Origin of the sequence: Isoptericola sp. NPDC057653, assembly GCF_042799955.1 — a bacterium.
Lineage (GTDB): Bacteria > Actinomycetota > Actinomycetes > Actinomycetales > Cellulomonadaceae > Isoptericola.
Genome location: NZ_JBHVHP010000001.1, coordinates 138,059 through 163,439, shown reverse-complemented (window position 1 = coordinate 163,439; position 25,381 = coordinate 138,059). Strand labels below are relative to the sequence as shown.

Genomic DNA, 25,381 nt, shown 5'->3' with positions numbered 1-25,381 from the left:
CCTATTCTTCCACCGTCCGGGCGCGGTCGTAGGCTGTCCCCCCATGAGCACCACGCCGCCGCTCGCGTACGTCATCGCAGGCTCCGAGGCCACGGGAGGGGCCGGGATCCAGGCCGACCTCAAGACCTTCCAGCAGCTCGGCGCCTACGGGGTGGGCACGCTGACCTGCATCGTCTCGTTCGACCCGAAGCACGACTGGGGCCACCGGTTCGTGCCCGTCGACCCGCAGGTCATCGCGGACCAGTTCGAGGCCGCCACGTCGACCCACGCGCTCGACGTGGTCAAGGTCGGCATGCTCGGCACGCCGACGACGATCGACGTCGTGGCCCGCTCGCTCGAGTCGCAGCCGTGGCGCCACGTCGTGCTCGACCCCGTGCTCATCTGCAAGGGCCAGGAGCCGGGCGCGGCCCTCGACACCGACACCGCGCTGCGCGAGCGCGTGCTGCCGCTGGCCACCGTCGTGACGCCCAACCTGTTCGAGGCGAAGACCCTCGCGGGCATGGACGACATCACCTCCGTGGAGGAGCTCGTCGAGGCGGCCCGCCGCATCCACGCCCGGCTCGGCGACGGCACCGGCCGCCGCTACGTCGTCGCCAAGGGCGGTGTGGAGCTGCCCGGCGAGGACGCCGTCGACGTCCTGTTCGACGGCGAGGACGTCACCGTCTTCGCCGCGCCGAAGGTGGGCGAGGAGCGCGTCTCCGGCGCGGGCTGCACGTTCGCGGCGGCGATCACCGCCGAGCTGGCCAAGGGCGCCGACGTGCCCGAGGCCGTCCGCGTCGCCAAGGACATGGTGACCCGCGGCATCGAGGCACGCGTCGCCGCCCGGACCCCGTTCGACACCGTGTGGCAGGGCGCCTTCGTCGCCTGACGGGCGTCAGTAGCCGCCCCCGGAGCCGGACGCCATGGTCTCGATCTCGGAGCCGTCCGGGGCCACCACCCACCAGATGTCCTGGATGCCCTGGCCGGCGACGTCCCCGGGCGCGCCGTCACCCGCGTACAGGTAGACGGGGTGGCCGTCGAGCGTCACCTGCGGCTTCCCGTCGTTGCCGGTGATCGTGCCGACCTCGGCCGTCACGCCCTGCACCTTCGGGGTGCCGCTGCCGGCGTGCACCGGCGGCCACGCGGCCAGGCACGCGTCCGTGCACGCGCTCTTGCCCGACCCGGGATCGTCCGGCTCGTAGTAGTAGACGGTCATGCCCTTCCCGTCCACGACGATCGTGCCGAGGCTGGTCTTGGCCGTGCTCAGCGCGGCCGTGCTCGACGACCCGCCCCCGTCCGACGTCGAGCCCGTGGACGACCCCGTGGACGAGCCCGTCGTGGTGTCGGCCGGGGTGCTCGCCCCGCCGCCGTAGCTGCCGCCGCCCCCGCTGCACGCGGCCAGGGTGCCGGCGAGCGCCGCCGTCGCGGCCAGGGCCGCGAGTCGCCTGCTCGTGGTGCGCATGATGTCTCCTCCGCTCCGATGCACGGCTCGGTGCACCTATGGGGGACGACGAGACCGCGGCGCGCGAGGTTCATCCGCGGCGGCACCGGATCCGGCTGAACCTCGGCGGCGCCCGCCTCGTCGTGCCGGGTAGGAGCCGCGCCGCGGGCGTGGCACGACGGAAGGGGCCGGTCGTGCGCAGGCGGACGAAGGTGCTGGTCGGGGTGGGCGCCGGGCTGGTCGTGCTCGGTGGCGCCGCCGTGCTCGTCGGGCCGGGGCTGTACGCCGACCACGTCAACCGGGCGGCGGCCGACGTCCCCACCCTGGCGTCGTCGGACGCGCCGCTCGGCGACCCGGCGTCGCTCGACGGCACGTGGGAGGTGGCGGCCGGCTCGGTCGCCGGCTACCGCGTGCACGAGGTGCTGCGGGGCGAGGACGCGACCGTCACCGGGCGCACGGACCAGGTCACCGGACAGGTCACCGTCGAGGGCGGGAGCCTGACGGCGGGCACGGTCCGGGTGGACGTCGCGAGCATCCACACCGACGAGCCGCCGCGGGACGCCTACTTCCGTGGCAGCGTGATGGAGGTGGGCACGTTCCCGACCGCGGAGTTCACGGTCACCGACCCGGCACGCCTGACGGCGGGCACCACCGAGGTGGACCTGACCGGCCGCCTGACCGTGCACGGCGTCGCCCGTGACCTCGAGGTCCCGGCGCAGGTCGCGGCCGGCGACGGCGGCGTGCAGGTGGTCGGCAGCGTCCCGGTGACCTTCGCCGACTACGGCGTGACCCCGCCCTCGCTCGGGTTCGTCTCCGTGGACGACCACGGGGCCGTCGAGTTCTCGCTGCGGCTGGAGCGCTCGTCGTGAGGCCGCGCTCCCGCGCCGACGAGGAGCTCCTCGAGGCCGTCCACGCCGCGCACGCCCCCGACCTGCAGCGGTTCGTGGCCCGCCTGGTGCCCGACGGCGCCGACGCGCAGGACGTGGTGCAGGAGTCCCTGCTGCGGCTGTGGCGCCACCCCGAGGTGCTGGAGCGGCCGGAGGACTCCGTCCGCGCGTGGCTCTTCACCGTGGCGCGCCACCTTGTCGTCGACCAGCTCCGCAGCGCGCGGCACGGCCGGGAGCGCGCCACCGGGCGGCTGCCGGAGCCGGCGGAGCCGGACCGCACGCAGGCCGTGCTCGACGCGTGGCTCGTCGCCGACGCGCTCGCCGACCTGTCCGCCGAGCACCGCGCCGTCGTCGTGGGCGCCTACTACCGGGGACGGTCGGTGGCCGAGCTGGCGGACGAGCTGGACGTGCCGCAGGGCACCGTGAAGTCCCGCATGCACTACGCCCTGCGCGCTCTGCGGCTCGCGCTGCAGGAGAAGGGAGTGACGCCATGACCGCGACGACCGACCCGTACCGCGAGTGGGACGCCGCGTACGTGCTGGGGGCGCTCAGCCCGGCCGACCGCCGCGAGTTCGAGGAGCACCTGGCCGGCTGCGACGGCTGCCGCGCGGCGGTCGCGGAGCTGGCGGGCGTGCCCGGGCTGCTCGCGTCCGTGCCCGTGGAGCACGCGCTCGCCACGGACCCGCGGGGCGTCGTGGCGGGCGGGGACGACGACGGCGACCTGGCGGACGTCGTGCCGCTCGCCGCGCTGGCGGGCGCGGCGCGGCGGTCGCGGCGGCGTCGGCGCTCCCTGGTCGCCGTCGCTGCGTCCGTGCTGCTGGTGGGCGGGGTCGGCGCCGGGCTGGCGCTCGGCGGGCCGGGGGAGGGCCCGGTCCCGGCACCCTCGTCGCCGGCGCCCGTCGCCCAGTCGAGGGCGGTGGACCTCGTGCCCGTGGGCGCGGTCGACGTGCGGGCGTCGCTCACCGCCACGGCGAAGCCGTGGGGCACGAGCCTGGAGTGGAGCTGCACGTACCCGCCGCGCTCGGGCCGCTACGACCCGGCGGACGCGACGGGCTACGCGCTGGTCCTCGTCGACCAGGACGGCGGCCGCACGGTCGCGGGGACGTGGACGGGGTCGGGGACCGAGTCCACCGGCCTGGGCGCGGCGTCCTCGCTGCCGCTGGACCGCATCGCGCGCGTCGAGATCGCGCGGGCGGGGGGCGAGACGCTCGCCTCCGCCGCGCTGTGACGGGCGTCGGGAGTCAGGACACGGGCGCGGCGGTCGAGTCGCGCACCACGAGCTCGGGGCGGAAGAGCAGCGACGACCCGTGCGACGCCGGCTGCTCGTCGTCCGGGGCGTGCAGGGCGCGGAACGCGGCGGCGGCCATCTCCTTCATCGGCTGGCGCACGGTGGTGAGGCGCGGGGAGTAGAGCTCCGCGAGCACGATGTCGTCGAAGCCGGCGACGGACACGTCCGTGCCGACCTCCATGCCCGCGTCGCGGACGGCGCGGCAGACGCCGATGGCGGTCATGTCGTTGACGGCGAAGATCGCGGTGGGCGGCGTCGGCCCCGTCAGGAGCTCGGTGGCGGCGACCCGGCCCAGCTCGGCCGCCTCGACGTCGCCGAACGTGCCGTCGGCGCTGCTGCTGCCCGGCCAGGTGACGACGTCGGGCCGCGCGATGCCCGCGCGCTCGAGCGCGCGGAGGAAGCCCTCGAACCGCTCGGTGCGGTTGACGGACCGGATGGCTCCGGAGACGAAGGCGATGCGCCGGTGCCCGAGCGCCACGAGGTGCTCGCCCATGAGCTCGGCGCCGATCGTGTTGTCGACGCTGACGTTCACGAGGCCGACGGGGTCGTCGGCCTGGGCGGTGCGGTCGAAGGCGACGAGCCGCAGCCCGTCGTCGATCAGCCCGGAGACGTGCTCCAGCGACGGCAGGGAGGAGCACAGCACGATGCCGCGGATGCCGTCGGCGATCAGCTCGTCCACGTACTGCCGCTCGCGCGCGGGGTCGCGCTCGGAGTTGCACAGCAGCACGTGGTAGCCCTCGGTGAGGGCGGCGGCCTCGAGGTAGCGGGCGAGCGCGCCCCAGTACGGGTTGCCCACGGAGGGCACGACCAGGCCGATCACCTGCGGCTTGCCGGTGCGCAGCTGGCGCGCCGCGCGGTTGGGGCGGTAGCCGAGCTCCTTGATGGTGCTCTCCACCCGCTCGCGGGTCTCGGGCAGCATCCGGCCCGTGCGCCCGTTCAGCAGGTTCGAGACGGTGCTCGTGGACACGCCGGCCGCGCGTGCGACGTCCAGGATCGTGATGCCAGCCATGCGCTCGTGCGGCCTCCTCCGGTTCCGGGACCAGCCCACCCGGTCAGTGCATCGATGGACTGTGTGGTGCCGATCATAGTGCATGAGCCCGCGGTGGCTCCTGCCTCCGAGGGGCGTGATCTCGCAGGCGAATGGCGCTTGACCTGTGTGCGCCGTCACTCTATGGTCGGTGCATCGTTACACCGGAGTCGTCGCCGACTCCCACCGCCTGCGTGAGATCAACGCCGATCGAAAGGGCTAGTCATGGATTTCAGCCGCCGTAGCTTCCTCACGGCCATGGGGCTCGGGACCGCGGCCGTCGTGGCCGGCTGCAGCACGACGAGCCCGGGGAGCTCGTCCGCCGCAGACCCCGACGGCCCGGTCGAGGGCGACATCACCTTCCTCTGCGCGCTCTTCGAGGGCGCCACGGGCAAGGAGACGCTCGAGGGCAAGCTCATCAAGCAGTTCAACGAGAAGTACCCGGACGTCAACGTCACCGTCGACTACACGGACTACGGCTCGCTGAACGAGAAGATCACCACGGGCCTGGCCAGCGGCCTCATGGCGGACGTGGTCACGCTCGGCGTCGGCTGGATCCCGCCCTTCGCGTTCAAGAACGCGATCGCGCCCCTGCCCGAGTCGCTCGCCACCCGGTACACGTACGAGGAGCGGGTGCTCGAGCCGTCGCGGTACGACGGCAAGCTGTACGCCCTGCCGATGGTGCTGGACACGCGCATCGTGGCCTACCGCAAGGACTTCTTCGACGAGGCCGGCATCAAGGACACGCCGAAGAACTGGGACGAGCTCCGCGAGGTCGCGAAGCAGCTCACCGTCAAGGACGGCAACAAGGTCACGCGCGTCGGCTTCGACCCGTTCTCCATCGACCTGCGCCAGTGCTGGGAGACGTTCCTGTTCGGCAACTCCGGCGAGCTCTTCTCCCCGGACGGCCGCGAGGTGCTGTTCGACAGCCCCGAGGGCGTCGCGTCGCTGCAGCTCTTCCTCGACATGATGGCGGACGGCTCGGCCGACTTCGCCCTCAAGACCGAGGCCGGGCAGCCCACCACCCTCCAGCAGGGCACGTCGGCGATCATGATGACGAACAACTCGCTCTACGTGCAGCTGCAGCAGCAGTCGCCCGAGCTGATCGACAAGATCGGCACGTTCGTGCTCGGCAACACCGACCCCGCGATGCTGCAGGGCGGCACGATGGTGTCCCAGTCGGCCACCTCCAAGCACCCCGCGGCGGCGCGGGCGTTCGTCGAGTTCATGGGTTCCCCGGACGCCGTCCTGGTGTCGAGCGAGCAGCGCGGCTCCGTGCCGGCGATCTCGGACCTCAAGGACAGCGACTACGTCAAGGGCAACCCGATGGTCGCGTTCGCGCTCGACAACCTCGGCAAGGCGCGCTCCGAGGGCGGCACCCCGGCCTGGATGGAGATCCGGGAGAAGATCAAGCCGACCCTCGAGACCGCCATCGTCGGACAGCAGTCCGCGCAGGCCGCCATCGACCAGCTCGCCGGCATCGCGAACGACGCGATCGCGCGCCTGTGACCTGGTCGTCCCATGACCCGGTCGCACCCATGTCCTGTCCCGTGACCGGGTCCGTCCCACCGAGGAAGAGGGGGTCGTCGTGGCCGTCGTCTCCGCGCCGCGCGACGTGAGCGCACCACCCACCGTCCCGACCCGCCCGTCCGCGTCCCAGCGCGGGCGGGCGGGGAAGGCCCGCCGCCGCGCCGGCATGCTCATGCTGGCGCCGGCGGTGCTGCACGCGCTGATCTGGATCGGCATCCCGATGATCGCGGCCCTCGTGCTGTCGTTCACGAACTACGACGTGCTCACGCCGCCGAAGTTCAACGGGATCGAGAACTACGTCGACGCGCTCACCGACCCGGTGTTCCGCCGGGGCATGCTGAACACGCTGGTCTACGCCTTCTTCACCGTGCCGGTGGCGATGGGGATCGCGCTGCTCATCGCGCTCATGCTCGACACGCAGCTGCGGGCCCGGGCGCTGTTCCGCACCGCCGTCTTCATCCCGCAGGTGACGGCGACCATCGCCGTCGCCCTCGTGTGGCTGTGGATCTACGACCCGCGCAACGGCCTGCTCAACGCGGTGCTCGCCTTCTTCGGCATCCCCGCGCAGAACTGGCTGTCGTCGACGACGTGGGCGATGCCCGCGATCATCGTCGTCGGCATCTGGCAGGGCGTCGGTCTCAAGATGCTCATCTACCTGGCGGCGCTGCAGTCGCTGCCGAAGGACGTCTACGAGGCCGCGTCGGTGGACGGCGCCTCCAAGACGCGCCAGTTCTTCAGCATCACGCTGCCGCTGCTGAAGCCGGCCACGTTCTTCGTCTTCGTCACCTCGGTCATCTCCGCCTTCCAGGCGTTCGACCTCATCTACATCCTCACGGACGGCGGCCCGGCGAACACGACCACGATGATGACGTACGAGATCTACAAGTCGGCGTTCCGGGAGTTCCGCCTCGGCTACGCCTGCGCCCAGTCGATCATCCTCTTCGTGTTCCTGCTGCTGCTGACGCTCGCGAACCGACGGCTCAACGGAGGCGACAGTGGCCGCAACTGACCTCGGCGCGGTCTCGCCGCGCACCACGCTCGACGTCGTCGGGCGCTCCCCGGCGTCGCGCCGGCGCCTGTCGAAGACCGCGCTCTACGTGACCCTGACCGTCATCTCCGTGGTGATGGTGGTGCCGTTCGTGTGGATGGTGCTGACGTCCCTCAAGACGCCGGCCGACATCGCGGCGACGCCGCCGACGTTCCTCCCGACCGAGTGGGCGTGGCACAACTACGCCGACGCGCTCGCCGCGGCGCCGTTCCTCACCTACGCGCGCAACAGCCTGATCATCGCGGTGAGCCACACGACCATCAACCTCGTGATCGCGTCGATGGCGGGGTACGCGCTGGCCCGGCTGCGGTTCCGCGGCTCGGAGCTCGTGTTCCTCGGGTTCGTCGCGGCGCTGATGATCCCCACCTACACGAAGATCATCCCCGAGTTCCTCATCGTGCGGTTCATGCCGCTGTTCGGGGGCAACGACATCCTCGGCCAGGGCGGCACCGGCTGGCTCGACACCTGGTGGGCGCTGATCATCCCGGGCGCGGTGACGCCGTTCGCGGTCTTCCTGTTCCGGCAGTTCTACCTGGACCTGCCGGTCGAGCTGGAGGAGGCGGCGCGGCTCGACGGCGTCAGCGAGCTGGGCATCTGGGCGCGGATCATGACGCCCCTGGTCAAGCCGGCGTTCATCACCGTCGCGCTGCTGACGTTCGAGAGCTCGTGGAACAACTTCCTGTGGCCGCTGCTCGTGACGCGCTCCGACTCGATGCGCGTCATCCAGGTGGGCCTGTCGGTGTTCCGCACGGAGAACGACACCCAGTGGGCGTTCCTCATGGCCGGCACCACGCTGGCGACCCTGCCGATGGTGGTGCTCTTCCTCCTCGGCCAGAAGTACTTCGTCCGCGGCTTCGCGAACGCGGGCATCAAGTGACGGGCGGCGAACGGTCGCCCGTCGGACAGAGAGGCAAGCAGATGGCGATGGACATGACGGACGCGAAGGTGCTCGTCACGGGCGCGGGGCACGGCATCGGGCGCGGCGTCGCGCTCGGCCTGGCCGCCGCGGGTGCGGACGTCGTGGTGCACTACGGCAGCTCGGCCGACGCGGCCGCGGCGACGGTGGCGGACATCGAGGCGCTCGGCCGCAAGGCGGTCGCGCTGCAGGCCGACGTCACCTCGACCGAGGACGTCGACCGGCTCGTCGCGGACGCCGTGGCCTTCCTCGGCGGGCTCGACGTGGTCGTGTGCAACGCGGGCCACCTCGTGGGCCGCGTGCCCGTCGCGGAGATGAGCGACGACCACTACGCGAAGGTGGTCGACGTGAACCTCGGCGCCACGTTCCGCACGACCCGGGCGGCGATCCCGCACCTGGTCGAGTCGGACCGGCCGCGGATCGTCGCGGTGTCGTCGCTGGCGGCGCACAACGGCGGCGGCCCCGGGTCGGTCGTGTACGCGGCGTCGAAGGCGGCCGTGCGCGGCTTCGTGAAGGGCCTGGCCAAGGAGCTCGGGCCGCAGGGCGTCACCGTCAACGCGGTGGCCCCCGGCTACATCGCCGACACGGCGTTCCACGGCACGTTCAGCACGGACGAGGCCCAGCAGAAGATGGTCGCGGGCACCCCGATCGGGCGCGCCGGCACCGTCGAGGACGTCGCTTCCGCGGTGCAGTACCTGGCCTCGCGGGAGGCGTCGTACATCACCGGCACCACGCTCGACATCGACGGGGGGACCTGGCCCCGATGACCTCCCTCGCCCCCGTCACCTCGGACACCACCTCGGACACCACCTCGGACGACGCCGACGTCGCGGCCGGCCTCCCGCGCGAGCGGGGCGGCTGGTGGCACGACCTCGTCTGCCCGACGCACGGCACGGAGCTCTCCCACGCGGGGGTGCCCGGGCCGGTGCCGCCCGCGGGCGGCGTGCGCTGCCCGCACGGCTGCGTCGTCGACACGGAGCTGGTGCGCGGCGCCTGGCTGGTGCTCAGCCACCAGGCGTGGGCGCGGCGGGCCCGGGTGCTGGCGCACCGCGCGGCCCGCACCGGGGACGAGGCGGCGCGGGCGGAGGCCGTGGCCCTGCTGGTGGGCTACGCCGACGTCTACGCCGAGGTCGCGGGCGGGGGCGAGCACGAGCGGGCGCAGGACTGGATGCTGCGCGGCCGGCTGTTCCACCAGGCGCTCACCGACGCCATCTGGGCGGTGTCCGTCGGGCACGCGGTCTGGTCCCTCGCGGAGGCCGACCCCGACCGGGCGGCGGACCTGGAGCCCGTGCTCGGGATGCTCGACGCGACCGCCGAGGCCGCTCGCGCCGCCCGTGCGCGGCTGGTGGCCGACGGGCGTTTCACGTCGAACTACACGGCGTGGCTGAACGCCGCCGGCCGGGTGTGCAGCCGTGCCGCCGCCCTCGTGCGCGGGGACCTCGCGGCGCCCGCCGTCGCCGCCGACGAGTGGCTGGCGGGGGAGCACGGGCAGCTCGCCCACGCGCTCGCGGCCAGCACCCGCGGGGGCTGGGAGTGGGAGGCCAGCACGTACTACCACGGGTTCGTCGTGCGGGCGTACCTGCTGTCGCTGCGCGGCACCGACCCCGCGGCGCTGCCCGCGGAGGCCCGCGACCGGCTCGTGGCGATGATCGACGTGCTCGCGGGCCTCGCGACCGACGGCGGCGTGCTGCCGTCGGTGCACGACGGCCCGTACGTGCGCCCGTCCCTCGCGCTGGAGTGGACGGAGCTGGCCGCGCTGGCGGACGGCTTCGTCGCCGACGCCGGTCTGGACGCGGTGGCGGCGCACGCCCGCACGGAGGCCGCCGCCGGGGACGGCGACGACGAGCCCGCGGACGGCCTCGAGGACGAGCTGCGAGCGACGGCCTGGTTCGCGGCCCCGCCGCTGACGGTCGAGCGGGCCCCGCGGCCCACCGTGAGCCTGGACGAGGAGGTGGGGATCGCCGTCCTGCGCGGCTCGGGCCTCCACGCCGTCCTCGACCACGGCCCGCACGGCGCGGCGCACGGCCACCACGACAAGCTCGCCCTCGCCCTGTTCGGGCGGAGCACCCCCTGGCAGCCCGACCCGGGCCAGGTGCCCTACGGCCACCCGGCGTGGCGGGCGCACTACGCGTCGGCGGCCGCGCACCCCGTGGTCCGCGTCGACGACGCCGACCCCGCCGAGGCGGCCGGCCGCCTGCTGGCCCGCACCGAGCGGTCGCTGACCGTCGAGGTCCGCGGCGACGCGACGTCCTGGTACGACGGCGCCCGCGCCGTGCGGCACGTGGTGCTCGGCGACGGCTACCTGCTCGACGTCGCGCACGCCCGCGCCGACCGGCCGCGCCGCCTGACGCTGGGGCTGCGCCCCGACGTGCCCCTCGGCGTCCGCGGGGACGGCGCCGACGTCGTGCGCACCGCGTGGCGCGGGGCGGAGGCGCTCGACGGCGTGCACACGGCGCGGGCGACCGGGCCCGCCGGGCCCGTGCCCGTCCGGGCGGTGGTGCGGCCCGGCCCCGGCCCGGCGGACGACCCGCAGCGCGAGCGCGCGCACGTGGACTGGGCGGCCGAGGCCGCGACGTCGGCGACCTGGGTGTCCGTGTTCCAGGCGGACGCCGAGGCGCGCGGCGGCGGCGCGGAGGTGACGGGCGTCGAGCTCGCCGGTGCCGAGGTGCGGGTGCACCGCGCGGACGGCGCGGCCGACGTCCACCCGCTGCCGGCGGAGCTGGCCGGCACGACGACGGACGGGACGACGGACGGGACGACGGACGAGGAGGCGACGGCATGACGGAGACGATCGCGCCGGCGCGGATGCTACTGCTCGACGAGGACCGGCTGGCGGACCTGCGGTCCCGGCTCGACGGCGACCTGGCGCCGCAGTGGCGCCGGCTCGCGGAGCAGTGCGACCTGTACCGCCGCACGGCGCCGCCGGCCGAGCACCCGCTCGCGAGCATCACCTACCTGGGCCCGGCGGCCGCGAACCTCGCCCTGGCGTACCGGCTCACGGGCCAGCGCCACTACCTCGAGGAGGCGTGGCGCTGGATCTCCGCGGCCGTCTCCTTCGACCACTGGGGCCGCGCCCACCTGCCCGACCACGACCTCGACGCCGGCTGGATCCTGCACGGCCTGTCCCTGGCGTACTCGTGGCTCGGCGACGACCTCGAGCCGGCGCGGCGCGAGGCCCTGCGCGCCAAGCTCGAGCTGCAGGGCGAGCGGCTGTACGACTTCGCCGTCGCGAGCGAGGGCGGCTGGTGGTCCAGCTCGTACTGGCAGAACCACCACTGGATCTGCCACACCGGCCTCGCCGCCGTCGGCTACGCGCTCGGCGTCCGGGCGTGGACGGAGCGGGCCAAGGAGGCGATGGGCACCGTCGTCGACGTGCTGCCCGCCGACGGCTCCGACATGGAGGGCGTCGTCTACTGGCGCTACGGCGTGCCGTGGCTCGCGACGTACCTCGACCTGCTGCAGGACGCCGAGGGCGTCGACTGGTGGGACCGGTGCCGCTTCCTGGCGCGCACCTTCTTCTACCGGCTGCACCAGGCGGCGCCCGGCTACGAGGAGATCGTCGACCACGGGGACTGCCACGACCGGCGCAGCGGGCACAGCGTGGCGCTGTACCGGATCCTCGCCGCGCGCTACCGGCTCGGCGAGGCGCAGTGGCTGGCCGACACCGTCGCGGACCGGTTCTTCTGGCGCGAGGCGTACGAGAGCGGCGTGAAGCCGGGCGTGCTGCCCGAGGCGTGGGCCGAGCTGCTCTGGTACGACGCGTCCGTGACGCCGGTCGACCCGGCCGGCACGGTCGCCCCGCAGGCGGCGTTCGAGGACCTCGGCCTGCTGGTGCACCGCACGTCGTGGGACGACGACGCCACGCTCGTGTCGTTCAAGTCCTCGCCCGGCGGCGGCCACACCGCGTGGGACACGTCGCGCCGGATCGACGCCGAGCGCGGCTGGGACACCCTCAGCGCGGGCCACCACCACCCGGATGCCGGGTCGTTCGTGCTCGCGTCGCGCGGGGCCTGGCTGCTGGTCGACGAGGGGTACTCGAACAAGAAGCGCGCCGGACACCACAACCTCGTCCTCGTGGACGGGCACGGCTTCGCGGGGGAGGGCCGGTACCACGTCTACGCCGAGGCCCCGCCGGACCGCACCGCCGACATGGTCGACGTGCTCGCCGACGGCGGCTTCCTGCACGGCCGCGCCCGCACCGGGCGGATGTACCCGGCCGAGCTGGGCGTCCAGGCGCTGGAGCGCACGCTGGTCGTCATGCCGTCCGGGCGCACCGTCGTCGTCGACCGTGGCCGCGCCGCCGAGCCGCGCGAGTGGACCGTGCTGCTGCACGCCGACCAGCCGTCGGAGCCGGTCGGCCTCGACGTCCCCCCCGACGGGGCCGTGCGCCGCGTGCTGCGCAACGGCCGCGCGGGCGCGTGGCTGACCACCCACGCGTTCACCACCGAGGCGGGCGGCGTGCGCGCGGAGCAGGTCGTCACGGACGTGGAGGCGAACCCGACGTCGAGCACGCCGTCGCTGGTCGTGACCCGGCGGCTGCACACGCTGCGCGTCACGCCGCCCGCGTCGCGCGACCTGCTCGCCGTGACCGTCGTGGAGCCGTTCGACGCCTTCCGCCCCACGCCCCCCGCCGCCCGCCTCCTCCCGTCCACCACGGGGGTGGGGGTGGACCTGGGCGGGGGCGAGCGGGTCCACCTCGCCGGGCCGGACGGCGTGATCGACTCGGGCGGCGTGCGCGCCCGGGCGCGAGCGGTGCTGGTGGCCGGCGAGCGGGTCGCCGTCGTCGGGGCCACGCGGGTCGAGCGGGACGGCCGCACGCTGTTCGACCACACCGCGCTCGGCTCCGCCGTCCTCGACGACGACGAGGTCACCGCAGTCCTGCCCGCCGGGACCGGCCGATGACGACGGCCCCCGCCGCCCGGCCGGCCGCGCCCACGAGGCCCACGAGGCCCACGAGGCCCACCGGGCCCACGAGGCCCACGGCCGACCGGTCCCGTCGCTGGTCGCAGACGCTCATGGGCTGGCTGGAGTACCTGGCCCACCCCGTGGCGGCGGGCGCGGCGTTCGCGATCCTGTGCCTGGGGGTCGTCACGTGGCTGCCGGCGCTCGCCGCCGTCGGCCACGCCCTGCGCGCGTGGCGCTCGGACGGCGACGGGCGCACGTTCACCGGCGTGTTCCGGGCGTTCCGTGCGTACCTGCGGCCGCTGCTCGGGCACGCGGTCGCGTCCACCGCGGGGCTCGCCCTGCTGGCCGTCGACGTCGTCTTCCTCGTCGGGCGCACCGGGCCCGGCGCCCTCGTGCTCGTGACGCTCGCGATCGGCCTGCTGGTCGCGAGCGTGCCGTACCACCTGGCGCTCGCGGTGGTCGCCGCCGCCCGGCCGGCCGGATCGGTGCGGACCTGGGTGCCCGGCGCGCTCTGGTTCGCGTTCGCCTCGGTGCCGCGCGGCACCGCCCTGCTGAGCGCCGCCGTGGCGACGCCCGTGTTCTCGCTCGTGATCCCCGCGGGCCCCCTGCTGCTGTGCGCGAGCGTCCCCGTCCTGGTGGGGCTCGTGATCCTCGACCAGACGGAGGACGACGCATGACCGGCACCACCGCCCAGGTACTTCCCCGCCCGGGCGCCGTCGCCCGGCGCTCCCTGCTCACGGGGGCGCTCGCCACCACCGGGGCGCTGCTCCTCGCGCCGCGCGCCACCGCGCTCGCGGGGGCGGAGGCGCTCGCGGAGGCCGGCGCCGCCACGGGCAGGGCCAGGACGACGGCGTGGGTGCCGTCGTGGACCACCGCCCACACGCGCCCCACGGCGACGGACCCGCTGGTGCTCGGCGGCGTCACCGACCGCACGGTGCGCCACGTGCTGCGCCTCAGCGCGGGCAGCCGGGGCACCGGCGGCGGCCGCGGCCGCCCGGGCACGCTGCGGGTGCGGCTGGCCGGCACGTTCTCGGCCGCCCCGGTCCGGGTCGGCGCGGTGACCGTCGCGCGGCGGGCGCCCGGGCTCTCCGGGGCGGGCGCGGGCGTCGACCCCGCCACCGTCACGACCCTCACCTTCGGCGGCGAGCGGGGCGCGCTGCTCGCGGCGGGCGCGACGCTCGTCAGCGACCCGGCGTCCCTCGACGTGCCCGACGGCGGGGACCTCGTCGTGAGCGTGCACCTGCCCGGGCCCACCGGGGCGCTGAGCTTCCACCGCAACACCCACGCGACCGGGTACGTCGGCGCCGGCGACCTCACCGCCGACGCCGGGCCCGGCTTCGACGGCGCGGAGGTCACCAGGTCGGCCGTGCTGCTGGTGGGGGTGGACGTGGAGCGGCCGGGGGTGCCCGGCGTCGCCGTGCTGGGCGACTCGATCACGGAGGGCGTCGGCACCCCGGACGACGCCGACCTGCGGCTCACCGACCACCTCGCGCGCGGGCTCGCGGCCCGCGGCGGCGCCGTCGGCGTCGCGAACCTGGGCATCAGCGGCAACCGCGTGCTGCTCGACGACGAGCGCTTCGGCCCGAGCGGCCAGGCCCGCCTCGACCGGGACGCGCTGGCGCTCCCCGGTGTCGACACCCTGCTCGTGGTGCTCGGCGTCAACGACCTGCAGCAGCCGCCCAGCCAGACCGACCCGGCGGTGCTGCTGGCCGGCTACCGCCAGCTCGTGCTGCGCGCCCGCGACCGGGGGCTGCGCGTGGTCGGCACCACGATCACGCCGTTCGGCGGCTGGCAGCGCTGGACGCCGGCGCTCGAGGAGGAGCGCCGCGTGGTCAACGCGACGCTGCTGGCAGAGGCCGGGCGCGGCACGGGCGCCTTCGACGCCGTCGTCGACGTGGCGTCCGCGCTCGCCGACGCCGCGGACCCGGCGCGGCTCGCGCCCGCCTTCGACAGCGGCGACGGCCTGCACCCCACCCCCGCCGGTGCGGCGGCGATGGCCGCCGCCGTCACCCGCCGCGCCCTCCTGGGCTGACGACCCGCACCACCCCGCACGACCGTTCCACCCTGCGTTCCACCCTGCGTTTCCACCCCACCTGCTCGACGACGAGAGGGACCGTGATGGACATCGACACACTGGGTTCGACAGCACCGAGCATGCCCGCAGACCGCCCGGGCGGGCTCACCGGACCGAGCCGCCGCAGCGTGCTGCGCGGCCTCGGCGCGCTGGCCGGCGCCGCCGCGCTGGCCCCCGCGCTCAGCCTGCCCGCCCGGGCGACGCCCGCCTCGACCACCGCCGAGCTGGTGGAGCGCTGGGCGGTGCTGCAGACCGGCGGCCCCGGGCTCGACCTCACCGACGCGCACGTCAAGGCCGCCGTGAAGCGCGTCGACCGCGCGGCGACCACCGTCCTCACGACGCTGGACCGGTCCGCGGGGCGCACCGCGCTGTGGCCGGACCTGGCGGACTGGACCAGGTCCAACACCGTGACGACCACGTTCAAGCGCCTGCGCTCGATCGCCGTGGCGTGGGCGACGCCGGGCACCTCGGTGGCCGCCGACCCGGCCGTCGCGGCCGACGTCGCGGACGGCATCACCTGGATGCACGACCACGTCTACGGCCCCGGCATCCCGCGCTTCGACAACGACTGGGACTGGGAGATCGGCTCGGCGTCGGCGCTGGTGGACACGCTGGTCGTGCTGCGCGAGCACCTGGGCGACGCCCTCGCCCGCAGCACCGCCGCCATCGACCACTACACGCCCGACCCGAACCTGTGGCGCGCCGACCGGCAGATCGCCACGGGCGCCAACCGGGTGTGGATCGCGACGGTCGTGGCCGTCCGGGCGAGCCTCGACGGCGACGAGGTCGCGCTCGGCCGCGTGCGCGACGCCCTGAGCGACGTCGAGGGCGCCGGCGCGAACAGCGTGCTGGCCTTCGTGGACGGCGGCACCACCGAGGGCGAGGGCACCGGCGAGGGCTTCTTCCGCGACGGCTCGTTCCTGCAGCACTGGAAGCACCCGTACAACGGCGGCTACGGCAAGGAGCTGCTCGGCACGCTGTCGTCGCTGCTGCACCTGCTGGGCGACTCGCCGTGGCAGGTCACCGACCCGGAGCTGGCGAACGTCTACGCGTGGGTCACCGACGCCTTCGACCCCCTCATCGTGCGCGGCGACATGGCCGCGTCGGTGTGCGGGCGCGAGATCGCGCGCCCCAGCAAGCAGGGACACGTGGCGGCGCAGACCGTCATCGAGGGCACGCTGCGGCTCATCCCGTCCGCGCCGCAGGACCTGGCCGTGACGCTGACGTCACTGGTGGCGCAGTGGATCACCGAGGACACCTACCGCGACTTCCTCGCCGCCACGACGCCCGCGTCCGTCGTCGCCGCGAACGCGCTGCTCGCCGCGGCCCCCACGCCGCGCGGCGCGCTCGTCGCGCACCGGCAGTACCCGGGGATGGACAAGATGATGCACCGCCGCCCGGGCTTCGCGGTGAGCGTCAGCGCGTACTCGAGCCGCGTCTACAACTACGAGTCCATCCAGAACGAGAACCTGCACGGCTGGCACCTGTCCGACGGCATGGTGCTGCTGTACACCGACGACCTCGGCCACTACAGCGAGGACTACTGGCCCACGGTCGACCCGTACCGCCTGCCGGGCACCACGGTCGACACGGCGCGGCTGGCAAACAGCGCGAACTTCCGCGAGACGAGCGACGCCGCCTGGGTGGGCGGGGCCGCGGTGCCCGGCGCGACGGTCGGCGCGTACGGGCAGGACCTGCGCGCCCGCGGCTCCGACCTGCGGGCCCTCAAGAGCTGGTTCCTCGTCGACGACGCCGTGGTCTGCGTCGGCTCCGGCATCACGGCGCCCGCGGCGGGCGGAGTCGAGACGGTCGTCGAGAACCGCAAGGTGCGCGACGGCGCCGCGCTCGTCGTCGACGGCGTCGCCCAGGGCCTCGGCAACGGCTGGTCCGCCACGCTCGACGACGTGCGCTGGTGCCACCTGTCCGGCACGGCGGGCTACGTGTTCCCCGGCGGCGCGCGGCTGCACGCCCTCCGCGAGGACCGCACGCACACCTGGCGCGAGATCAACATCAAGTACGGCACGGACACCCCGGTGACCCGCCCGTACGTCACGGCGTGGCTCGACCACGGCGCCGCGCCCGCGGACGCCGCGTACGCCTACGTCATGCTCCCGGCGGCCGACGCCGCCGCCACCCGGGCGTTCGCGGAGGCCTGCGGCACCGCCCCCGGGCTGCGGATCATCGGGCAGGACGCGACCGTGCACGCGGTCGCCCTGGGCGGCACGGTCGCCGCCAACTTCTGGGCGCCCGCGTCGGTGCCCACGGGTGCCGGGGTGCCGGGGGAGGGCGGGTCGCTGCACGCGGACGGCCCCGCGTCCGTCGTCGTGCACGAGTCCGGTCCCGGCTCGGGGGGCACGGAGTGGACCCGGCCCACCACGGTCGCGCTGAGCGACCCCACGCAGACCCGGGCGCAGGTCGTCGTCGACCTCAACCGCGACGGGCTGCGGTTCGTGTCCGCCGACCCGGGCGTGACCGTCACCCGGCGCGGCTCGGGGTGGCGCATCGTCGCCGCCACCGCCGGCCTGGCCGGCGCCACCGTCACCGCCTCGTTCGTCTGACCACGGCCCGACCCGACCTGGAGGAACCATGAAGACGAAGCACCTCGGGCTGCCCGTGGCCCTCAACCTCGCCCTCGCCCTCGGGCTGACCTGCGGCGTGATCGGTGGCGCCGCGGCGCCCGCCGTCGCGGCCGACGTCCCGGCCCCGGTCGCGGCCGCCGGCGCCGGGACGACGGCGACGACGGCGGGCTATCCGACCGACGACGCCCCCGACCCGGCGCCGCTGCGCACCGTGCCCGTGAGCACCAGCGCCGAGCTGGCCGCCGCGTTCAAGGCGGCCCTGCCCGGCGACCGCATCGTGCTGGCCGACGGCGAGTACACGATGGTGAAGCTGGCCGACAAGGCGGGCACCCCCGAGGCGCCCGTCGTCGTCGAGGCGGCGACCCTCGGCGGCGCGCTCGTGACGGCCGGCCAGCTGGAGGTCGCGCGGTCGAGCCACGTCGTCGTGCGCGGGCTGACCCTCCGGAACGCCACGACGCTCAAGATCACCGCGTCCACGCACGTCCGGTTCACCCGCAACGACGTCGCGCTGCGGTTCGAGCCGCCGGCCGACCCGACGTCGTCGCGGCACTGGCTGCAGATCTCGGGGGAGGGCAGCGGCCACCACCGCATCGACCACAACTCGTTCCACGACAAGACGCTGATGGGCAACTACGTCACCGTGTACGGCGGGGCCACGCAGATCTCCCAGCACGACCGGATCGACCACAACTACTTCGGCACCAGCCCGGCGCAGCCGGTGAACGGCGGCGAGGCGATCCGGCTCGGCGTCTCGGCGCTGTCGGACTCCAGCTCGTTCGCCGTCGTCGAGCAGAACCTGTTCGAGAACACGGACTCCGACCCGGAGATCGTCTCGATCAAGAGCGACGACAACACGGTGCGCCACAACACGGTGCGCCGGTCGGCGGGCGCGTTCGTCGCCCGGCGCGGGGACCGCAACGTGATCCAGGGCAACGTGTTCCTCGGCGAGGGCAAGCCCGGCACGGGCGGCGTGCGGCTGTACGGCGACGACCAGCTCGTGTTCGACAACTACTTCGAGGGCCTCCGCGGCTCCGGGTACACGGCGGCGCTGCAGATCGACGGCGGCGACGTGGACGGCTCCGGGGCGACGTCGGCCCACTGGCGGGTGCACCGCGCGACGGTCGTCCACAACACGTTCGTGGACAACTCGTCGACGATCGAGGTCGGCGCCAACTACCTCTACCCGCCCGTGGACTCGCTGGTCGCCGACAACCTCGTCGTCGGCTCGGCCGGCCCGCTGTTCGCCGAGCTCAAGCAGCCCGCCGGCGTCACGTACTCCGGCAACATCGCGTACCCGACGGGCGACGCGACCGTGGGTCTCGCCGTCGGGCCGCGCGAGATCCGCGTCGCCGACCCGCGTCTGGAGCGCGTCGACGGGCTGTGGCGCCTGCGTCCCGGCCCGGCCACGAACACCGCGATCGGCTCGTACCCGTTCCTCGTCGACGACGTCGACGGCCAGCCGCGCGACCGGCGGCCCGACGTCGGCGCCGACGAGGTGTCCGACGCGCCCGTCACGCGGACGCCCCTCGAGCGGTCCGACGTCGGCCCGGCGGCGCCCTGACCGCACCACCCGCCCGACCCGCACCACCCCACCCGCACGACACCCAGGAGCACCCGCATGGCCTTCTTCGACAAGCCCCTCGACGACCTGCGCGCCTACCGCCCGGAGCCCGAGGAGCCCGCGGACTTCGACGCGTTCTGGAAGCAGACGCTCGACGCCGCGGCGGCCGCCGCGACGGAGCCGGAGCAGGTGCCGTTCGACGCCGGTCTCGCCACCGTCGAGGTGCGCGACGTGACGTTCTCCGGGTGGGCCGGGCAGCCGGTCAAGGCGTGGCTGCTGCTGCCGCGCGAGCGCAGCGGGCCGCTGCCCGCCGTCGTCCAGTACATCGGGTACAACGGCGGGCGCGGCGTCCCGTGGGAGTGGCTCACGTGGTCCGCGGCCGGGTACGCGCACCTGATCATGGACAACCGCGGCCAGGGCGGCGGGGGCAAGACGACGGCCGACACCCCGGACGTCGCGCCCGAGGGGCACGGGTCGTCGTCGCCCGGATTCCTCACCCGCGGCATCGAGGACCCGGCCAAGCACTACTACCGGCGCCTGATCACGGACGCCGTGCGCGCCGTCGACGCCGTCAAGGCGCTGCCCGAGGTCGACCCGACCCGGGTCGCGGTGCTCGGCGGCAGCCAGGGCGGCGGGCTCGCGCTCGCCGTCGCCGGCCTGCGCGACGACCTCGCCGGGATGGTCGCCGACGTGCCGTTCCTCAGCCACTACCGGCGCGCGTCGCAGATCACCGACGAGGGCCCGTACGCGGAGATCGCGCGCTACCTCAAGGGTCACCGCTTCGAGGTCGAGGACGTGATGCGCACCCTGTCGTACTTCGACGCCACCAACTTCGCCGCGCGCGCCCGCTGCCCCGGCTGGTTCTCCGTCGCGCTCATGGACAAGATCTGCCCGCCGTCCACCGTGTTCGCGGCCTACCACCGCTACGGCGGGCCCGCGCAGATGGAGGTCTTCCCGTACAACGGGCACGAGGGCGGCGCGGCGTACGACATGCCGCGCAAGCTCGCGGCGCTCGCGGGGGTGCTCGGCCCCCGGTGACGCCCCCCGACGATGCCGCGGGGCGCACCCCGCCCCGCGGCGCCATGCTCGCCCTGTACGGCAACACGTTCGTCATGGCGACGGGCTTCTACGTGCTCGTGCCGCTGCTCGCCGTGCACCTGGCCGACGGGCTGGGCTTCGGCCTGGCGCTCGTCGGGCTCCTCGCGGGGATCCGCGCCGGCGCGCAGCAGGGCCTCCAGCTCCCGGCCGGCCTCCTCGCCGACCGGTGGGGCGTGCGGCGCACCATCGTGGCCGGCGTGCTCGTGCGGGCCGCCGGCTTCGGGGCGCTCGCCCTCGCCACGACGCCGGTGGCCGTCGGCGCGGCCGGGGTCGCCGTCGGGCTCGGCGGCGCCCTCTTCCACCCCGCCTCCTACGCCGCGTACGCGCGGCTCGGCGGCGCGCGGCCCGACGTCTTCGCGCGGCGCGAGGCGCTGAGCAACGCGGGGTTCGTGGTGGGGCCGCTGCTGGGCGGCCTGCTGGTGACCACCGGGTTCGACGTCGTGTGCTGGGTGGCCGCCGGCCTGTTCCTCGCGGCCGCCCCCCTCACCTGGTTCGGCCTCGGGCGGGCCGCCGAGCCCGGCGCCGTCCCCGACGCACCGCCCACCCCCGCTGCTCCGGGCGCCGCCGGCGGCGCGATGCGGCGCGAGGCGCGGCGCGCGCTCGTCGCGCTGTGCCTGCTCAACGCGGGTGCCTGGGCGATCTTCACGCAGCTCCAGCTCGTGGTGCCGCTGCGGCTGGACGCCGTGCTCGGCAGCAGCGTCGGCGTCGGTGCGGTCTACGCCGCGGCCGCCGTCCTCGTCCTGGTCCTCACGGTGCCCGTCACGCGACGGCTGCAGGCGCGCCTGCGGATGCCCGCCGTGCTCGCCCTCGGCGTCGCCGCGATGGGCGTCGGCATCGCCGTCCTCGGCGGCGGCCCGGGCGTCGTGTCCCTCGTCGCGGGGATGGTGGTGTTCACCCTCGGCCAGATGGTGTTCCAGCCGGCGATGAGCGCCGTGGTCGCCGCCGGGGCGCCCGCCTCGTCCGTCGCCACCCGGTTCGGCGTCAACGGGCTGGCGCTCGCCGTCGGCGGCGTCGTCGGGTCGTCCGTGGTCGGCGCGCTGCTCGCCGGGCCGCTCGCGGGCGGAGGCTGGGCCTGGGCTGGCTTCGCCCTCGCCGGCGCGGGGGTGGCCGTCGGGTACGTGCGGATTCCCACCGGCGGGTGAGAATCGGGGCACGACGACGGAGGGACTGACGGTGCGGGGTTACGTGCTGCGACGCTACGGCCACCCGGGCGTGATGGAGCTGCGGGAGGTGCCGCGTCCGGCCGTCCGGCCCGGCGAGGTGCTGGTCCGCGTGCGGGCGGCGGGTCTGAACCCGATCGACTTCAAGACGCGGGACGGCGGCCTGCGGGTGATCACCCGGCTCCGCCTGCCGCTGGTGGCGGGCAGCGAGCTGGCCGGTGAGGTGGTGGCCGTCGGCGCGGGCGTCACGCGGTTCGCGGTGGGGGACCGGGTGTTCGCCCGGGTCGACAAGCGGCGCCTCGGCGCGTTCGCCCCGTTCGCGGCCGTCGCCGAGGGCCTGGTCGCGGCGATGCCCGCCTCGCTCGGCTTCGTCGAGGCGGCGTCGCTGCCGCTCGCCGGGGTCACCGCGCTGCAGGCGCTGCGCGACGAGCTGAAGGTGGCGCCGGGGGACCGGGTGCTCGTCACGGGCGGCGCGGGCGGCGTCGGCACCCTCGCGATCCAGATCGGCCGCGCGCTGGGCGCGGAGGTGACGACGACGGCGTCCGCCCGCGGCGCCGGCCTGGTGCGCTCGCTCGGCGCCGAGCGCGTGATCGACTACCGCGACGAGCGGTTCGCCGACGTCCTGCGCGACTACGACGGCGTCCTCGACCTCACCGGCGGCCAGGACCTCAGCGACGCCTTCACGGTCGTCCGGCCCGGGCGGACGGTCGTCTCGGTGGCGGGCCTCCCGGACGCGACCACGGCACGTGTCGACCTGGACGCGGGCCCCCTCAAGGCGGCGCTCCTGTGGGCCGCGAGCTCCGCGATCCGCCGTCGGGCCCGGCACGCGGGCGTCCGCTACCGCTACCTGTTCATGCGCCCGAGCGGCGCGGACCTCGCCACGCTGGCCGACCTCGTCGACCGGGGCGAGGTCCGGCCCGTCGTCGACCGCACGTTCCCCCTCGCCGACATCGCCGCCGCGTTCGCCTACCTGGAGCGCGGCCGCGCCAAGGGCAAGGTCGTGGTCGAGCTGCCCGACGACGACGACGACGCCGAGGCTGCGGCGTAGCGGCGGCGGGTCAGGCGAGCCGCGCGACGAGGCAGGGCCCGCCCTCGTAGATGCCGCCGTCGACGGCGAGCGCGCGCCCGTCGGCGTAGGACAGCGGCTCGGTGACGTCCGTGTACGCACGGCCGAGCATCTCGGCGACGATGCTGTGGCCGTGCACGACCCGGTCGCCCCCGAGGTGGGCCAGCAGCTCGCGGGCGGCCTGCGGGCCGCCCTCCCCGCGGAAGGCCGCGCGGGAGGTGAGGCGTCGCCACGTCTCCCACCACACGTCCAGGTCGTCCGACGCCAGCCGGTCCCGCCCGGCGGCGACGAGGTCCTCGAGCGTCCGGCCCCAGTCGAGGTAGGCGAGGGTGTCGGAGTGCACCAGGAGCGCGCCGGCGTCGTGCGCCGCCATCGGCAGCGCGCGGAGCCACCCCACGTGCTCGTCGGTGAGGCGCGCCTGGTCCGTGGCGAGGCCCCCGTTGCGCTCCCACGACCGTGCGAAGCTCCGCCCCGCGTCGCCCGGCCCGGGGACCGGCGTCTCCCCGAACATCCGCATCCCGAGGGCCAGCACCTCGTGGTTGCCCAGCAGCGCCCCGACGGCCCCCTCGGACTCGTCGACGAGCCGCCGGACGAGGTCGATGACGCCGACGCCGTCCGGCCCGCGGTCCAGGTAGTCCCCGAGGAACCAGAGCCGGGCGTCGAGGCCGGCCCACCGGCCGTCGGCGTCCGTGAGCCCCTCGGCGGCCAGGGCCCGCACCAGGACGTCGCGGTAGCCGTGCACGTCGCTGACCGCGTACACCCTCGTCATCTGCGCCTCGTCATCTGCGCCTCGTCATCTGCGCCTCGTCATCTGTGCCTCGCTCCGTCCGCCGTCCTGCCGCAGGTGGAGCGGCCGCCGGGGGGCGACCCTATCCGCGCGTCGTCGCGTCGCGGGCGCGCGTCCGCGCGGGCCGCCGCCCGGATCAGGCGCGCGGGGCGTCCTGGAGCGGCACGGCGGCGGGGCGCTCGCAGGTGCTGGCGACGGCGACGGACGTCCCCTTGTCGGCGGCCGTGAGCAGCGACGTCATGACGTCGAGCACGTGGAAGGCCAGGTCGCCGTTCGCCCGGGCGGTGGCGCCGGGCGGGGTGGCGGCGAGGTCGGCCAGCCCGTAGCCACGGCCGGCGTCGCGGTAGCCGGCGCTCGCGGGGAGCGCTTCCCACGCACCGCCGAGGCGGTGCAGCTCGACGGTCCCGTCGAAGTTGTTGGGGTCCGGGACGACGAGCGACCCCTGGTCCCCGTGGACCTCGATGCGCGACGCGCGCGACGCCACGGTGTCGAAGCTCATGACGAGGGTCGACAGGGCGCCCGACTCGTGGCGCAGCACGCCCGTGACGTGGGTGTCGACGTCGACCGGCACCTGCTCGCCCGCGCGCGGCCCGGACCCGACGGTGCGGACCGAGCGGGGGCGGCTCGCGCTGCCCACCACGGACTCGACCGGGCCCAGCAGGGTGACCAGCGCCGTCACGTAGTACGGGCCCATGTCCAGCAGGGGGCCGCCGCCCGGCTGGTAGTAGAAGTCCGGGTTCGGGTGCCAGCGCTCGTGGCCGGGGGTCACCATCGTCGCCGTGGCGGCGACGGGCGTGCCGACCAGGCCGTCGTCCACCGCCTTCCGCGCCGTCTGCACTCCCGTGCCGAGCACCGTGTCCGGCGCGCACCCGACGCGCACGCCCGCGGCCCGGCCGGCCTCGACGATCGCGCGCGCCTCGTCGGTCGTGGCGGCGAGCGGCTTCTCGCCGTACACGTCCTTGCCCGCCGCGATCGCCCGGAGGGCGACGTCGGCGTGGGCGGCGGGGACCGTCAGGTTGAGCACGACGTCGACCTCGGGGTCGGTGACGAGCTCGTCGACGGCGAGGGCGCGGACGCCCTGCTCGGCGGCGACGGCGGCCGCGCGCGGGGCGTCGAGGTCCGCGACGGCGACGAGCCGCACCGCCTCGAGCCTCGCGATCGTGCCCAGGTACTGGGCGGAGATCGCCCCGACCCCGACGATGCCGATCCTCAGCGGCTGGCCCACAGGATGCCCCTCTCGATGATGGTGCGGACGCTCGGGTCGTCCACGACGTCCAGGCGGTGGCCGGGCGTGGAGACGAAGACGCGGCCCTCGCCCCACTGCCGCGTCCACACGGCGGGGCAGGTCACGGGCCGGTGCCACGGCTCGTGGTCGGGCGCCGCGATCGTGGTGGTGGCCAGGACGTCGTTGTACTCGTCGGTCAGCACCCAGTACTGCTCCGTGGTGAGCTCGAAGTCGGAGATCCCCGCGACGACCGGGTGGTCGGCCCTCTCGGGCACGATGTCGACGGTGTGGCGCACGAAGCAGTCGGTGCCGTCGCCCGGCAGCTCCTCCTGCGGCGCCTTGGCGGGATGGGTCGCGAACTGCCCGCCCACGAGGTGCAGGTAGTCCGAGCTGCTCCGGTACGAGTCGGCGATCCCGCCGTGCCACCCCGCCAGCCCGGTGCCGGCCCGGACGGCGGCGGTGAGGCCGCGCAGCTCGTCGGGGGCGATGGTGCTCATCGTGACGGTCTGGACGACGACGTCCACGTCGGCCATGTACGCGGCGTCGGCGTACACCGCCGTCTCGTCCTCGACCCGCACGTCGTAGCCGTGCTCGGCGAGGAACGGCAGGAACGAGTCGGTGGTCTCCACGGGCTGGTGCCCGTCCCACCCGCCCCGCACGACCAGGGCTCGTCGTTGCGTGAGGTCTGTCATGGGGCAACTCCTATGTTGCGCAACTCGGTGTCGGATCCTTGATGTGTCCGTCGAGTCTTCCATGGCGATATTGCTGCGACAAGGGTGATCGTCGTGTCGATCTCCGTGAACTTGTTGC

General features: G+C 75.0%; 22 protein-coding genes. 17 read left to right on the top strand and 5 right to left on the bottom strand.

Features of this window, described 5'->3' with window-relative positions:
* The first annotated feature begins 43 nt into the window (after nt 1–43).
* The gene (locus ACFU9A_RS00665) at nt 44–868 is read left to right on the top strand and encodes a hydroxymethylpyrimidine/phosphomethylpyrimidine kinase (RefSeq protein WP_430573329.1); all 825 of its coding nucleotides are present in this window, start codon (nt 44–46) and stop codon (nt 866–868) included.
* A gap of 6 nt (nt 869–874) precedes the next feature.
* On the opposite strand, the gene ACFU9A_RS00660 is transcribed toward ACFU9A_RS00665, so the two are convergent.
* Nucleotides 875–1,441, bottom strand: a complete 567-nt coding sequence (locus tag ACFU9A_RS00660) for a hypothetical protein (protein ID WP_430573328.1) — start codon at nt 1,439–1,441, stop codon at nt 875–877.
* A 173-nt stretch (nt 1,442–1,614) separates the two neighbouring features.
* Between ACFU9A_RS00660 and ACFU9A_RS00655 the strand changes: the two genes are divergently transcribed.
* From ACFU9A_RS00655 to ACFU9A_RS00645, 3 genes are read left to right on the top strand one after another with little or no spacing between them, the layout of a single operon-like run.
* Nucleotides 1,615–2,289: a YceI family protein gene (locus ACFU9A_RS00655; RefSeq protein WP_430573327.1), complete on the top strand. Its 675-nt coding sequence runs from the start codon at nt 1,615–1,617 to the stop codon at nt 2,287–2,289.
* Entirely contained in the window at nt 2,286–2,801 is a 516-nt protein-coding gene (locus ACFU9A_RS00650) for a sigma-70 family RNA polymerase sigma factor (RefSeq protein ID WP_430573326.1), read from the top strand. Before ACFU9A_RS00655 ends, ACFU9A_RS00650 begins: the two co-directional genes overlap by 4 nt.
* Entirely contained in the window at nt 2,798–3,535 is a 738-nt protein-coding gene (locus ACFU9A_RS00645) for an anti-sigma factor family protein (protein ID WP_430573325.1), read from the top strand. Before ACFU9A_RS00650 ends, ACFU9A_RS00645 begins: the two co-directional genes overlap by 4 nt.
* Before the next feature lie 13 nt (nt 3,536–3,548).
* On the opposite strand, the gene ACFU9A_RS00640 is transcribed toward ACFU9A_RS00645, so the two are convergent.
* Nucleotides 3,549–4,604: a LacI family DNA-binding transcriptional regulator gene (locus ACFU9A_RS00640; protein ID WP_430573324.1), complete on the bottom strand. Its 1,056-nt coding sequence runs from the start codon at nt 4,602–4,604 to the stop codon at nt 3,549–3,551.
* Nucleotides 4,605–4,847: 243 nt separating this feature from the next.
* Between ACFU9A_RS00640 and ACFU9A_RS00635 the strand changes: the two genes are divergently transcribed.
* From ACFU9A_RS00635 to ACFU9A_RS00575, 13 genes are all read left to right on the top strand, one after another.
* Complete coding sequence (locus ACFU9A_RS00635; RefSeq protein ID WP_430573323.1) at nt 4,848–6,131, top strand: ABC transporter substrate-binding protein; 1,284 nt, start codon at nt 4,848–4,850, stop codon at nt 6,129–6,131.
* Nucleotides 6,132–6,210: 79 nt separating this feature from the next.
* Nucleotides 6,211–7,161: a carbohydrate ABC transporter permease gene (locus ACFU9A_RS00630; protein ID WP_430573322.1), complete on the top strand. Its 951-nt coding sequence runs from the start codon at nt 6,211–6,213 to the stop codon at nt 7,159–7,161.
* Nucleotides 7,148–8,077 (top strand): carbohydrate ABC transporter permease, encoded by a 930-nt coding sequence (locus ACFU9A_RS00625; RefSeq protein ID WP_430573321.1) that lies wholly within the window; start codon nt 7,148–7,150, stop codon nt 8,075–8,077. Before ACFU9A_RS00630 ends, ACFU9A_RS00625 begins: the two co-directional genes overlap by 14 nt.
* 47 nt (nt 8,078–8,124) lie before the next feature.
* The gene (locus ACFU9A_RS00620) at nt 8,125–8,883 is read left to right on the top strand and encodes an SDR family NAD(P)-dependent oxidoreductase (protein WP_430573320.1); all 759 of its coding nucleotides are present in this window, start codon (nt 8,125–8,127) and stop codon (nt 8,881–8,883) included.
* On the top strand, nt 8,880–10,898 hold the full coding sequence (locus tag ACFU9A_RS00615; protein ID WP_430573319.1) for a heparinase II/III family protein: 2,019 nt from the start codon (nt 8,880–8,882) through the stop codon (nt 10,896–10,898). The genes ACFU9A_RS00620 and ACFU9A_RS00615 overlap by 4 nt, the downstream gene beginning before the upstream one ends.
* Nucleotides 10,895–13,018 (top strand): DUF4962 domain-containing protein, encoded by a 2,124-nt coding sequence (locus tag ACFU9A_RS00610; RefSeq protein WP_430573318.1) that lies wholly within the window; start codon nt 10,895–10,897, stop codon nt 13,016–13,018. The genes ACFU9A_RS00615 and ACFU9A_RS00610 overlap by 4 nt, the downstream gene beginning before the upstream one ends.
* Nucleotides 13,015–13,698 (top strand): DUF624 domain-containing protein, encoded by a 684-nt coding sequence (locus ACFU9A_RS00605; RefSeq protein WP_430573317.1) that lies wholly within the window; start codon nt 13,015–13,017, stop codon nt 13,696–13,698. Before ACFU9A_RS00610 ends, ACFU9A_RS00605 begins: the two co-directional genes overlap by 4 nt.
* Nucleotides 13,695–15,053, top strand: coding sequence for a GDSL-type esterase/lipase family protein (locus ACFU9A_RS00600; RefSeq protein ID WP_430573316.1), 1,359 nt, complete (start codon nt 13,695–13,697; stop codon nt 15,051–15,053). Before ACFU9A_RS00605 ends, ACFU9A_RS00600 begins: the two co-directional genes overlap by 4 nt.
* Nucleotides 15,054–15,175: 122 nt before the next feature.
* Nucleotides 15,176–17,653 carry a polysaccharide lyase 8 family protein gene (locus ACFU9A_RS00595; protein ID WP_430573315.1) on the top strand — a complete coding sequence of 826 codons (2,478 nt, stop codon included), beginning with the start codon at nt 15,176–15,178 and terminating at the stop codon, nt 17,651–17,653.
* Between the two features lie 28 nt (nt 17,654–17,681).
* Nucleotides 17,682–19,235, top strand: coding sequence for a polysaccharide lyase 6 family protein (locus ACFU9A_RS00590; protein ID WP_430573314.1), 1,554 nt, complete (start codon nt 17,682–17,684; stop codon nt 19,233–19,235).
* A 57-nt stretch (nt 19,236–19,292) separates the two neighbouring features.
* A complete protein-coding gene (locus tag ACFU9A_RS00585) occupies nt 19,293–20,273 on the top strand; it encodes an acetylxylan esterase (RefSeq protein ID WP_430573313.1) in 981 nt (326 codons plus the stop codon).
* Nucleotides 20,270–21,475, top strand: coding sequence for an MFS transporter (locus ACFU9A_RS00580; RefSeq protein WP_430573312.1), 1,206 nt, complete (start codon nt 20,270–20,272; stop codon nt 21,473–21,475). Before ACFU9A_RS00585 ends, ACFU9A_RS00580 begins: the two co-directional genes overlap by 4 nt.
* 31 nt (nt 21,476–21,506) lie before the next feature.
* A complete protein-coding gene (locus ACFU9A_RS00575) occupies nt 21,507–22,541 on the top strand; it encodes an NADP-dependent oxidoreductase (protein WP_430573311.1) in 1,035 nt (344 codons plus the stop codon).
* A 10-nt stretch (nt 22,542–22,551) separates the two neighbouring features.
* On the opposite strand, the gene ACFU9A_RS00570 is transcribed toward ACFU9A_RS00575, so the two are convergent.
* The 3 genes from ACFU9A_RS00570 to ACFU9A_RS00560 all read right to left on the bottom strand — a co-directional run bounded on the left by ACFU9A_RS00570 (nt 22,552) and on the right by ACFU9A_RS00560 (nt 25,263).
* A complete protein-coding gene (locus ACFU9A_RS00570; protein ID WP_430573310.1) occupies nt 22,552–23,328 on the bottom strand; it encodes a metallophosphoesterase family protein in 777 nt (258 codons plus the stop codon).
* 154 nt (nt 23,329–23,482) lie between these two features.
* A complete protein-coding gene (locus tag ACFU9A_RS00565; protein ID WP_430573309.1) occupies nt 23,483–24,571 on the bottom strand; it encodes a Gfo/Idh/MocA family protein in 1,089 nt (362 codons plus the stop codon).
* Complete coding sequence (locus ACFU9A_RS00560) at nt 24,556–25,263, bottom strand: ThuA domain-containing protein (protein WP_430573308.1); 708 nt, start codon at nt 25,261–25,263, stop codon at nt 24,556–24,558. The genes ACFU9A_RS00565 and ACFU9A_RS00560 overlap by 16 nt, the downstream gene beginning before the upstream one ends.
* Nucleotides 25,264–25,381 lie beyond the last annotated feature (118 nt).